The following is a 13,326-nucleotide window of genomic DNA, read 5'->3' as shown; positions in this document are numbered from 1 at the left end:
CACTCCCTTCCTCTCATCTGCCGGCCTCCGGCGAAGCCGCCGAAATTGCCGCCTCCGCCAATCCGCTATAATGCGGAACCGCTTTCTCGAACCGATTTTTTTGATGCCCAATTCCACCAGAGATCAGGATATCCGCCGCGCAGCGGAGGCACCACCATTGCCTTGCCGGCCGTGGCGATTCGTATTGTTTTGCTTGCGGCCTTTCGGCTGGCTGTTGCTGTTGATGCTGGTATTGGAAACCGGCCAGGCCGCCGGCAGCATTCTGGTGCCGTACGCGATCAAGGCCTTGATGGATGCGGTCGCAGCGCAGACCCTGCCGGTTGGCGATTGGCTGGAAACCTTCAAACAACCGTTGCTGATCCTGGTAGGCTTGAATGTCGCGGAGATCGTCTCCAGTCGGGCCAGCGGTGCGGTGCTAATCATGATGGGGCCGCGCTTGCGCCAGAGAACTACCCGCCTGCTGTTTGCTTATCTGCAATACCACGCGCCGCGCTATTTCGGTAACCACTTCGCCGGTGCGCTGGCGCATCGCATCAGCGAAACGGCGATGAGCGTCAACCATACCACCTGGGCCGTGATCTGCGATTTCTGGCCGATTGCCGTGACCTTTTCGGTTTCCGTAGCGCTATTGCTGCAAGAGCATCAAGGTCTGGGCCTGTTCGTTGCCGGTTGGGTCGCCGGCTATGTGCTGGTTTCTTACTGGCTGGCGACGCGCTGTCAGCCCTACGCCCAGGAATTCGCCGCCACCCGCAGCATGGTCAACGGCAAAATCGTCGATGCGGTAACCAATATTCTGAACGCCAAATTGTTCGCCCGCTTGCACCACGAGCGCGACTATCTGGACGAATTCCTGGCGACCGAACTGAAAAGTGCGCGCCGCACCTTCTGGTATATGGAACGGGTACGCTGGTTTCAATTCAGCGCAGCGGCCGTGCTGAAAATCGGCACGATCGGCTATGCCTTGCAACTATGGCAAGCCGGCGAAATCAGCGTCGGCGCGTTTGCGATGAGTACCGGGCTGGCGCTGTTGGTCATCGGCGATGCTCGTAACCTGAGCCGGCGTTTTCTCGAGTTCTTCGAGTACGTCGGCAACGTCGCCAATGGGGTTGAGACCATCGTCAAGCGCCACGAGATCGTCGACAGTGCCGACGCCAAACCGTTAAAGATCGGTCGCGGCCGGATCGAATTCAAGAACGTCGATTTTTGCTACGAACCCGGCCGGCCGGTGTTTCAAGGTTTGAGTCTAACCATAGAACCGGGCCAGCGGGTCGGCTTGGTCGGCTTTTCCGGCTCCGGCAAATCCACCTTCGTCAACCTGATCCTGCGCCATTTCGAGCCGCAAAGCGGGCAAATATTGATCGACGGCCAGGATATTCTGCAAGCCACGCAAGATTCGTTGCACGAACAGGTCAGCTTAATACCGCAAGACCCCAGCCTGTTCCACCGCAGCTTGCGCGAGAACATCGGCTACGGCCGCCTGGACGCGGAGATGGCCGAGATTGCCGAAGCCGCGCGCCTGGCCCATGCCGACGCTTTTATCGATGCGATGCCGGAAGGTTACGAATCCCTGGTCGGCGAGCGCGGCGTCAAATTGTCCGGCGGCCAGCGCCAGCGCATCGCCATCGCCCGGGTCATGTTGAAAGACGCGCCGATTCTGATTCTGGACGAAGCCACTTCCAGTCTGGACTCGGTCACCGAAAAAACCATCCAGGAAAATCTGGACCGGGTCATGGGCCGCAAAACCGTCATCGCCATTGCTCATCGCTTGTCCACCATCGCCCATCTGGACCGGATACTGGTATTCGACCAGGGCCGGATCGTCGAAGACGGCAGCCACCAGGAATTGCTCGACAAGCGAGGCTGTTATTACCGGTTGTGGACCATGCAGGCCGGCGGCTTCTTGCCGGAGGAAGTGTATTAGCCGATTTTGCTTCGTCCGGCCGAGCCCCTGGCTCGCTTATGTCGGGTAATACGGCGAATTCATGCCGATGTTGGCTTCACGGGTGATTTCGCCATCGAACAATTTGACCGACAGATTGCCGTCGACGGTCCGGTTGTTGATCCCGCTCAGCCAGGTTTCCGACTTCAGGCCGGGGAATTGTTTCATCTCCACGTTATTGGGTGCCGTTGATATTGCAAAAATACGGTAAAAACGTGCGGTCAGTCAGCCGCGAGGTGATGGGGCAAATTCGCGCGTCTCAACTTGTTAAATGAAAGTTCAATAATTTGATTTGTATCTGTCCGGTTTTTTTACAAAGCTTTGAAAGTGAGGCATTTCAGGCCTTAGAGTGGCTATTGAAGAATCGTTAAATTTTTCAATTGAGCACGGATGTTGCTTGTTAGACATGACATCAACTTACCACTCAGTGTTCGATACGGAATCTTTATGACACTTTTCACCAAAATCAGCTTTGCAGTCAGTCTTTTCGCTCTTTCCACTCAACTTTCCCTCGCGGCACCGCTTAACGGCGACTTTTCCAGCAATCTGGATAGCTGGGTTACTTCCGGGCCGGTAGGGTCGGTAGCTCAAGCCGCACAATTAACCGACAATCAGGGTGGCGACAGCAGTCTTTTCCAAGGCGTGGCGCTGGCTAGCGGCCAATACACGCTGGAGTTTGACGCGCTGAATCTGCTATCGAGAGACATACCCAACGGCAACTTTCCGGACGCATTTTTCGCCTCGCTGTACTTTGCTAACGACCTTAACCAATTCGATCTTGCCAACGGTATTTTTGATAATGCCTTGGCTTTGTTTGATCTGGATTACAGCGGTGTTGCCAATAACAACGGCGCGATCAGCGCTAGCGCACTGGGCGGCGACTGGTTTCATTTCTCGATACTGTTCAACAACAGTTATGGCTTCGCGATACCCACTTTCGAACTGTTCAATCTCAATGCCACCGACGGCGACAGCCAGGTGTTGATCGATAACGTGGTGATTTCTTCCGCACCGACGAGCACGGTGCCGGAGCCGGCCAGCTTGCTGTTATGGTTGATTGGCTTGCCGGCCTATCGTTTTAGCCGCAGCCGGCTAGAGAAGGCTTGAATAACACGTAATTTAAAGAATCGGGCTTATTGGCCCGATTTTTTTGATCGGTACTGTCGGATTATTTTACACCTGCCGACAAAGCGCAAATGCAAGAACCCAATGCCGTAAAACCAATTAGCGAATAATAAAAATCTCAAATATCCCGTGGAGCATGGGAAAGGAAAATCAGATGGGCTGGCAAGAATCGTTTACCTTTAAAACCATTTGCAGACTGGTACTGATCAGTTTTTACTTTCAGACCGTCAACCCGGCCAGTTTCGGTTACGGCCCCAACGGTTTTCGATGGCCGGTAGGGTTTAACGAAGCAGCAGCCGATACCACGCCAGCCACACCAGCCAGCAGTCCAAGCCCATCGACGCCAACCGCTGTCACCAAGGCCGCACCGGTATTTCCGCCGCAATTGGCGCCGGACGATTATCTGGGCTCCACGGTGGAAGCCAATACTACCGATCCCTACATCACCCAAAAAGCCACTGAATTGAATCATGACCCGGCGCTGATCTTCGCTTTCGTTCGCGATGAAATCGGCAACGAAGTTTACAAAGGCTCGTTGCGCGGCGCGCGCGGCACCTTGTGGAGCAAGGCCGGTAATGCGCTGGATAAAGCCAGTTTGATGATTGCGCTCTTGCGGGCTTCCAATATTCCGGCTCGATATGCAGCAGCAACTTTGCCGGACGATAAGGCCAAACAAATCATCAATTCGATGTTCAAAATGCCGTTGAACGTGGTGGGTTGCCCTGATGAAAACGCCCTGCGTGCTGAACCAGACAAAAATGCCGATTTACTGGCGGAAGCTCGTGAGCATTATTGGGTTGAGTTTGGGGCAGGGTTTGAAACGGCAGACCCCAGTTTTACAGAATTGGAAATTGGCACACCTGCTATCACAGCGGTTGAGCGTTTCAACCAAGTGCCGGATGATCTTCGGCACAAAGTCACCGTGCGTTTAAAACGGGAATATGATGCGCCGCTCGGTGGTCCAAACGATAGGGATACCAAAGCGGTTTTGGAACACACCTTCACATCGGTGGAATTGGTTGGTAAACCCCTGTCGATTGGTCATTTCGTCAACAGTTCCGCAAACTTTTGGGGGCAAAGTCATAATTATTCACCTTATTTATTGGTCGGTCAGGGTGACTCTAATATTGCTGATGACGAAATGATTCGGGGGGAAGATTATCAGGAAACATTCTCGCTTTTCGGCGGTATCTTGGGTAGCCAAATTCTTTCAGGGTTGTTTGTTGAATATGAAGTTTTTAATGCTCAAGGCAATGCTGAGCTTTATGGGTACGAATTGTTAGATCGAGTCGGGATTGTGGCGAGGGAAAATGGAGAAAAAGTAACTGTTGGTGGAACTATTGATGGTGGCCCCAGCATCACTGAAAACGATGTCGCAACTGTCAACATTCTGCCTGGGCTGCAGAATAGTTTGGTGATGCAGGCTCAGTTTGAGCGCTTGAGTAATCTGCAGAATCGATTTAACAGTATTAAACCAATGCTCGATAAAATCCCAATCACCGGCCCAGAGACCGACGCACAAAAGCAAATTCAAAACGAAGCTGTTTCAATTAGCCGGAATATGGCTGTGGTGCAGAGCGAGACTGTTGGTATTACATTTACATTGGCCTCAGATAAAGCCCTGGAACAATTGCAACAAGGTTATTTGACGAAAGCATTTTACCCGACACCTCGCTTGATTGTGTCCAAGTTTAAAATTGAAAATAACACTCTAAAAGCAGAAATAGATTTGCTTAAAAATACTTTAGAGGCTTTGCCTTTTCCGGGGCAAATAGCCTCACTTCGAAATAGTTTTGAAATTGCCAGGGGGCTGATAGAAAGCACCCTTGAAGGTTCTATTTTGAAGTCCCTATACGGGCTGGAGGTCGATTTATTTTCGAAAGTAATCGAGAATTTGCAATTGGACAACTCCCTTACAGTCATTGAGTCCTCTTCCCAAATGGACTTAGATGCTTTGAACTTGTCGAGTAAAGCAAAATCGCGGATAAGTAACGCAGTCAAAAACAATAAAGTTGTATTTACCCCGGAAAAAATGGTTAACGTCGGAGGAAAAGATTTAATTGCATGGTTGGAGGTAGATAAAGTTACTGGGCATGTAATTAGTGTTAACGAAGATGGTAGTCATTTCGCCGCAGGTGAGTATGCTTTAATTCTTAACAGTCCGGGAGTAAAGGAAATAGCTAAATTCATTGGTGCAATGCATGGGTTTTCTAGCACACAGTTAGTGTTTATTGGAAAGCTTCTTGATGGCGTGAACAACAATGGAACCGATCAGCTTGCTTCTATAGTGAAACAAGCGAAAGTCGAAACGAAAAAAACCATGGATCAACTTGCTAAGGCACTAGGCTATCTTAAGAAGACCCCTAAAGCCCCAAAAGGATTTGTTGAGGCGTTTGTCAAGGGTTTCAAAGAAGGGGTGAAAATTGGGTTTGATTGGATTAATCGAAATCTGCCGTTCGATCCTCAAGTTTTTTCATTTCTTTCCAGCGACTTGGCACCAGTTCCGGCGACTGTCCTTCCAAATGCACAAGCCGGAATATCAGTCAAATTACCGTCAGATACGTTATTCACAGTTCCTGTACACGGTGCTGAGATTCCTTCTGTTTTTAAAGCCCAAATCCAAAATACCGGTCCGTCAACCGATACCTTCAAACTGGCATTTTCTAACGTACCCGCCGGTTATAAAGCTCAAAGCAGTATCCCTGAAGTCACCATTCCTGCCGGCCACACCGCCGAAGTGGGTGTCTGTATCAAACCGGAAAGCTCCACCGTGCCACCAGCCGGTACAACAGTTCCGTTTAAACTGGACGTGATCAGTACCAGAAATCCTGGCGTGAAAAGTACCGGCCAGGCACAGGTTGAGATTCCTGATTTGCATGAGGCCTCATTAACTTTGGATCGTTCTGCTGTCAGCGTGAAGCCGGGCGAAACTGGAACGGCTACTTTAAGTATCACCTCCAGCGGCAACGTTGCCGAGCAGTTAACTTTGCAAGCCCAATTACCGAACGGCGTACAACTGTCCGGGCTACCGGTATCCGTTACCCTGGCAGCCGGCGAAACCAAAAGCTTCCCGGTCACGGTGCAAACCGATGCCGGCTTGAGCATCGGCCAAAGCCTGGATCTGGTGATCAACGCCGATCTGACCGGCGCACCGCAACCCAGCCAGCGTAGCGCCACCTTACGCGTCAACCTGCGCTCTGCCCAAGGCGTAACCATCGACAACGCCATACAGCAAGCACAGGACGGCAGCAATACCCAATTGCCGGGTGTGTTGTCCGATTTGCAAACCACTTTGGAACAATGGGCGGCAACGCCGACTAACACCAGTTATTGCGAGCGGGCCAAGTTGCAGGTGGATAACCTGAGTAAATTGGTGGCCGGCGATGCGCTGTTGGCGGGCTATGCGTCGGAGGTCAGCGGTTTGCGCAGTTTGGCGCAAAGCTGTAATCTGGCTGGCATCCAAACCCTGCTGCCGCCGTTGTTCGAAAGTTTGGCGGAAGCCAGCGCCTTGGGCGTGGTGGCAGCGATTGCGCCAAGTGCCAGCGTCACTCAACCCGGTAGTTCGGTGACCGCAAACCTGACCTTGAAGAACAAGGGTAAAAAGCCGGCGAATCTGCATCTGGCGTTGGCGAATTTGCCGAACGGCTTGGCGGCTGCAGCCGATATCGACACCCTGAGTTTGGCGGCCGGCGAAACCACGAGCGTGCCGATTACCTTGACGCCGGCCAATAGCGGACGCTTTGGTTACCAAGCGGTTGCCAGTGTCGATGGCTTTGCCAAAACAGTGAAAGCCAGCGGCTTGCTGATCAGTGCCAATGCCTCGGTGAACGTCATGTCGGTTAGCGGCACGCCGCCGTTTGTGGCCGTTAACGGTACGACACGGGCGCAAGCCGTGGTAGCCAATACCGCCGGCATCGACATCAACGCCAAGGCCAGCCTGACGGTCAAGGATGCCAACGATCAAACCGTGTATCAAAGCGCCACGCCGATTCCAGTGACGATTGCCGGTAGCGGCAATGCGGTCAGCTTGGATTTGGATGTGCTGAGCACGCAAGGTTGGGCGGAAGGCCAGTACAGCCTGCAGTTAATTCTGACCGATGCCGCCAATCGGCCGATCCCCGGCGGTCAGGGCGAGGGCAGTTTGTCGGTTGGCGCGCCGGTGAAGGCGGTGGTGTCCGCGAGTCCCGTCGTCGTGCCGCCGGGTAGCAGTCTGGTCAACACCTCGCTGCAAGTGACTCCGGCGGTCACCGGCTTGGGCGGCAGCATCGGCTTGGCGCCTACCGATCCAAGTTTGGGTCGGATCAATTGGGCGGCGGCGCGACAAGGGGCGAGTATTTCCGTCAATAATCCCGGTAACATCAACGGCACCATCGGCAATTTGATTGACGAATTGCAAAACGGCGATCCGCAAAGCAATTGGATTGGCGTGAACTGGAATGCGTCGCCAGCGGGCAGTTTCCTGTTGGATTTGGGGCAAACCCGTTCCATCGATACCTTGCAGTTTCATATCTGGGATGGTGACGATCGGTTTGGCCGCTATAAAGTGGAGGGTTCGCTGGATGGTCAAACGTTCTTTACCGTTGCCGATAAATCGGCAGGCGAATTCCGAGGCCTGCAACATTTGACCTTCCCGGCGACCGATTTACGTTATCTGAAAATCAGCGGATTGTTCGATAGCCGAGACGGATCGACATTTTATTTATACGACGAAATTCAAGCGATAGGCGACGCGTCGGCTCAACCGATGGCCCCTCGAACGGTAACGTTAACCGGTGTGGACAACGCCGGACCGGATTATAAGAACGGCAAAAAAGTGCGTTTGAATGCCGGGATTTACGAAGTTACCCGGCAGAGCGGGGCTATCTCCTGGTATTCCGATGATAGCGGCAATAACGGTAAAGCCTGGTCGTACGGTGTCCGTGCATCAATGCCCTTAAAAAGCTATCAGGCTGATCCGGTGCTTTGGTATGCATCCGATACCGATGTCGAAAATGCGGTAGGGACGCATCGGTTCAAGCTTTATGTGCCGGCGGAAACCGACGTTTATTTCTGGGTTTACGATACTAATCCCGGTGATAACCGGGGCGAGGAAACCTTTGAAATCAAGCAGGTTTCCGGTCCGAACGATTCATTGCCAGTGCGAATACGGGATGCGATGACACGTAGCGTGTTATGGGAGCAGGCCGATGTGGCGGCTTGGAATAACTGGACGGAAAACTCCAATTACGATTGTTTTGGTTGCCATGTGCAGGCTCAAGCGTCTTCTGGCTTGGATATATCGCATAAAAAACTGCCAGAATTGCCATTTGACCGTAACCTGCAGCAAGAGTTTTTCAAAGGTTATCGAGCTTGGCAAAACAAGGAACTCGGTTGGGTTGGTTTTGACGTTAACCGTATCGGCGTATCACAGACCAGCCTGTGGGCCTGGGCAGTAGCCAAGTTTGAACCAAGCTATTTCGATCTAATGTCTGCTCGGTTCGTGCAGGCACTCGATTGGTTGCTGACTAAGCGTAACGATGATGGGACTTGGACTGATACAGGTGATGGACGCTCTGATTTAATTTATACCGATGGCGCCCCGGCTGCTGGGCTTACCGCCAATAACATAACTTCAATGGCGAAAGCTTTGGAATTGATGGCGGGACATTCGATTGTAGAATTTCTACCCGATGAATTCTCGGTTAATGGCGCGGAGATTGTCATTAACGACAATCGAGGTCCGTCTATTGATATAAGTTTTGATGCCACAAAAAATGTTACCGGGGTTCGCGTCACCATAAGCGACACATACGCGGGTAACGGTAATTTTGTGCTCAACGAGTTGGAGGCCTTTAGTGGCCATTTAGGCGTGGCGTTCAACGGGGCGTCTGCCAATTTCGAGCAGTCCAATTATCCGATTGCCGATTCCATCGATGGCGTAAAAAACAAAGAGGAAAACGGATGGGCATACTTCCCTAGGGATAGCCGTAATGAACCCGCAAGCGGCGTATGGCGATTTGCTGATCCAGTTAGCATCGATAGTTTACGGATTACGGAGTTCTACCCTAATCATCAGCTCAAAAAATTCAAGATCGAGGTGACCACTGATCCCAACCCATCCCTTGATAGTCAATTTGTGGATGTCACTGGAGTTAAGATTGGGTATCGGGTGGCGGATCGCGCTGAAAATTACCGTGGTGCCATTACAAAGGCTGCGAATACGCTTTCCTCTGCGAATTGGCCATTCGCGCGTAGCACGCGTACGACGGCACAAACGATCATCGGTTTAAACGCTGCATTGCCTTATTTAAACGGTATTGATTTAACGGCGGCGTTGGAGCGTATCGAAGCAGCCGCGCAGCATCTGCGTAATATTCAACACAATGATGGTAGTTGGAGCGAAGATGACGGCGGCTTGCCTCAAGCCTTGCCATCGGCGCATGCTTTGGAAGCCTTGCTGTTACGTTCGCAGAATAGTAGTGATCCGGCTATCGTTGCCGGGGCTGAGTATTTGATGCAGTCCCAATTGAATGATGGTTCATGGAAAGCGCCTAATGGACTTTCGCAGCGGTTGGCGTCTACGACCTGGGTGCAAATCGCACTGCCAACGATATTCGAGAATCTGGCGTCGGTGACTTTGGGAGTTGATCATCGGGCTGTCGCGAGCGGCAATACCGTTCCGCAATCAGCTAGCTTCAATCCGGCGGTGTCTTCCGCAACGACTAGCAGTGACGAGTCCAAACTGCACTGGGATGCGTTATTGAATTCCGATAACGGCATTTTGTTTAGTCTGAGTTCGCAACTGACTGGCATGCAGCCGGGCGAAGTCCGCGAGATTAGCCGGGGTACGACGGTGGATTACGCTAGTGTCGGCGGCAACGGCCATTTGAATTTGCCGCCGTTGTTGGTGGCTGCGCAGCATATCTTGAAGCTGTCGCCAGCCAGTCGCTCGGCGGTTGCCGGCCAGTCCGTGAGTTTTAATGTCAGTGTGCAAAACTTGCTCAATCAGCCGGATCAGTTCGCCTTGTCGATTACTGGCCTACCGGACGGTAGTTATACCTTGCCGGAGTCAGTTGATATTGCGGCCGGCGCGACCGGAGCCGTGACCTTAACCGTCAACCTGCCGGCGAATACCGGCGCCGGTGAATTGGGCTTTACCGTTAACGCGGTTTCGACGGCGGGCGTCAAGGACTTTGCGCTGGGTAATATTGCCGTCAGCGAGGCACCGGCGGTCGGCGATACGGTGCTGGATAATCAAGCGTTGGATTTGCGGCTGACACCACCCAGCCAATCGGCGGGACAGGGTACGTTCGCAACCTACACCGTACGGTTGTTCAACGCCGGCAATGTGGAAGACACTTATACATTGGCGGCGGATTTGCCCGAGGGCTTTAGCGGTGTGTTTAGTGAATCGGCGGTGACGCTTTCACCGGGTCTGAGTAATTTCCGCGATGTGCGCTTAACTGTGACTCCGCCGGTCGGCACCACACCCGGAAACTATGCCGTATTGGTCTCCGCGCTGTCCAACAGCAATGCGCAAGTCAACCGTTCGGCCGTGGGGCAGTTGAATGTTTCCGAACGCGGCGTTTCGGTGGTGTTTTTGCCGAACAGCGATTCCGGCAATAGTTCGTTGTTGTTACGGGTGACCAACACCGGCAGTGTGCAGGATATTTTCGATTTGACCCTGGGCGGCGCGGCATCTGTTTCCGCCACGCTAGCGTCAAGTCTGGTCGATTTGTTCCCAGGTAGCTACCAAGACATTGCGATTGCGTTTGGTGACTTGAGCTGGTCGTTACCGGGCAATTTGGCTTTGTTTGGTCAAGCGACTTCGCAGGCCAATAACGCTGTGAAGGCCGTTGCTGAAACGTCGGTTGCAGTTGCGGAACGGAAAGCATTGGACGCTTCGGCTAATCCGGCGAGTAAATCGCTTGCCGATCCGGGCTCGGCTGATTTCGCGATTACGGTGCAAAATACCGGCAACATCGAGGACAGTTATTCGGCAACTATCGTTGCTAAAACCGGTTCCATACAAGCCAGTTTGCAGGGATTGGATGGCAACCCGACGCAACAAATTGCCTTGTTCCGGTTGCCAGGCTTGGCGGCGGGCAGTTTGTCGTTGACGGTGAGCGATAGCAAACGCGAAACCGGTACGGTAAAAGTCGAGATAGTTTCGACGACGGATTCGACGATACGCAAGACCGTTACACTGCAACTGACTGTCAACGGCACGGATAATCAGGCACCGATTGCCAACGCCGGTACTGATAAGAACGTGGCGACTAGTGAATTAGTGACCTTGGACGGCACGGCCTCCAGCGATCCGGATGGCAATCTGTTGTCCGACTATCGTTGGCGTTTTGTCAGCGTGCCGGACAGTAGCGGGTTGCAGGACAGTGACCTTTTACATAATGGTTCGCCGAATGCGCAATTCACCCCGGATGTGGCTGGATTGTATCGTGTCGAGTTGATCGTCTCCGACGGACAACTGGATAGCGAGCCGGATACTGTCGATATTGTCGCGGCGAAGGCCAATGTTCCACCCAATGCGAATGCGGGCCTGGATCAAACCGTCGAGATCAATACGCAGACATTGCTGGATGGCAGTCAATCGGTCGATCCGGATGGCGGTCCCGGCAGTTTGCAATACGCTTGGCGCTTGAACGATGCTTCGCAAAGCACGCACGTGACATTGCTGAACGCGAATCAGGCTAAAGCCACGATGAGTGCCGATACGATAGGCGACTACGGCTTCACCTTGCGGGTGTTTGACGGTAAGGATGCCGCCGAAAACAGTACGGTTGTGCATGTAACTAGGACCAATTTGCCGCCGGTCGCTGATGCGGGTGTGGATTCGGCGATTGAGTTGGGCAAGGTTGCGCCACTCAATGCTTCCGGCAGTCGCGATAACGATACCTGGCCGCAGCCATTAACTTACGCATGGCACTTGGTATCGATCCCGTCAGGCAGCCATTTGACCGATGCGGCGATCCAAACCGATCCGGCCGACCTTGCCAAAGCGTTGTTCATACCCGATGTGCTGGGTGATTACGTACTGCAACTGAGCGTATCGGATGGGCAGGACAGCGCGACCGATAACGTGCTGGTCAAAGCGTTGCCGGCTCTGCGTTACCAAGAAGTTAGCGACTTGATTCCGGTAACCTCGTCGGCATTGAAATCGACGCTGGATCGGGTCACCCGGAAAATGACCAGTAGCGCGACCCTTACGTTGCGTAACGCCTCGTCGTTGGATGTGAAAGCGCCAATCCGCTTGATGTTTGACCTGGGCGGTGCAAATGTTGTAGTGGTGGGTGCCAAGATCGATGAAACCGGCAGAACCTACCTGGAAGTGCCGAACCAGTTGTTAAAACCGGGCGACGCTATTTCGGTGGATGTGCAGTTTGTTTATGCATCTACCGTGAAGTTTACCTATGCCACGAAAGTGTTTGGGGGTGTGGCGAGGTAAGCCAAAATCCGAGGCTTGGCTTTGGTGAGCCAAGCCTCCCTCTTTGGTGAATGGCGGGGATCGTTCGGTTTGCGGACATTGGCTGGGTTTGGGGGTAACTGCAATTGGCCGTTACCAAACTTTAAGCCGGTAACCCAGCCCGGATTCCGTGAGCAGCAGTTTGGGCTGGGCGGGGTCGGCTTCCAGTTTTTGCCGGAGCTGGCTCATGTAAATCCGTGGGTAGTGGGCGTGCTCCTGGTAATTGGGGCCCCAGACTTCTCGGAGAATTTGCTGGTGGGTCAGTACCTTGCCGGCATTTTTCACCAGTACCGACAGCAGCCGGTATTGGATCGGCGTCAGGTGGATTTCGCGGTCGTCGACTTTAACCACCCGGCTGCTGAGGTCGACCTGCAAATTGCCGGTGGTAAACACGGACTCCGGCGCCGAGTCCTGCGGGCGTAAGGCGTGGCGCAGAGCTACCCGAATCCGCGCCTGCAATTCGCCGAAACCGAAGGGTTTGGTCAGGTAGTCGTCCGCTCCGGCGTCGAGCGCGTCGATTTTTTGTTGTTCGCCGCTACGGGCCGAGAGAATGATGATCGGTAACGCAGACCAGGCTCGCACCGCCTTGATCACGTCGACGCCGTCCATATCCGGCAGGCCCAGGTCCAGGATCAGCAAGTCCGGCTTGCGCACGCCCAATTCGACCAAGCCTTGTTTGCCGGTCTCGGCATCGAACACCTTATAGCCGTTGCTGTGCAGACTGGTGCGCAGAAAGCGGCGGATGGCCGGGTCGTCTTCGATGACGATGATAACGGGGTCGGTTTTGGACATGGCGCGGGTT

General features: G+C 53.3%; 5 protein-coding genes. 3 read left to right on the top strand and 2 right to left on the bottom strand.

The genetic code is table 11. The features are described 5' to 3' along the window. The first annotated feature begins 103 nt into the window (after nt 1–103). The gene (locus PL263_RS10715; protein ID WP_278209426.1) at nt 104–1,921 is read left to right on the top strand and encodes an ABC transporter ATP-binding protein; all 1,818 of its coding nucleotides are present in this window, start codon (nt 104–106) and stop codon (nt 1,919–1,921) included. A gap of 36 nt (nt 1,922–1,957) precedes the next feature. Here PL263_RS10715 and PL263_RS10710 read toward each other — a convergent pair whose 3' ends face one another. Beyond that, nucleotides 1,958–2,107, bottom strand: a complete 150-nt coding sequence (locus tag PL263_RS10710) for a hypothetical protein (RefSeq protein WP_278209425.1) — start codon at nt 2,105–2,107, stop codon at nt 1,958–1,960. Nucleotides 2,108–2,386: 279 nt separating this feature from the next. Between PL263_RS10710 and PL263_RS10705 the strand changes: the two genes are divergently transcribed. Together PL263_RS10705 and PL263_RS10700 are read left to right on the top strand one after the other, a co-directional pair. Further along, complete coding sequence (locus PL263_RS10705; protein ID WP_278209424.1) at nt 2,387–3,046, top strand: hypothetical protein; 660 nt, start codon at nt 2,387–2,389, stop codon at nt 3,044–3,046. A 172-nt stretch (nt 3,047–3,218) separates the two neighbouring features. Then, a complete protein-coding gene (locus PL263_RS10700) occupies nt 3,219–12,506 on the top strand; it encodes a PKD domain-containing protein (protein ID WP_278209423.1) in 9,288 nt (3,095 codons plus the stop codon). Nucleotides 12,507–12,617: 111 nt separating this feature from the next. Here PL263_RS10700 and PL263_RS10695 read toward each other — a convergent pair whose 3' ends face one another. After that, on the bottom strand, nt 12,618–13,316 hold the full coding sequence (locus PL263_RS10695) for a response regulator (RefSeq protein WP_278209422.1): 699 nt from the start codon (nt 13,314–13,316) through the stop codon (nt 12,618–12,620). Nucleotides 13,317–13,326: the final 10 nt, after the last annotated feature.

It is taken from the genome of Methylomonas sp. EFPC3, assembly GCF_029643245.1.
Lineage (GTDB): Bacteria > Pseudomonadota > Gammaproteobacteria > Methylococcales > Methylomonadaceae > Methylomonas > Methylomonas koyamae_B.
This window is presented reverse-complemented; position numbering and strand designations above follow the sequence as displayed.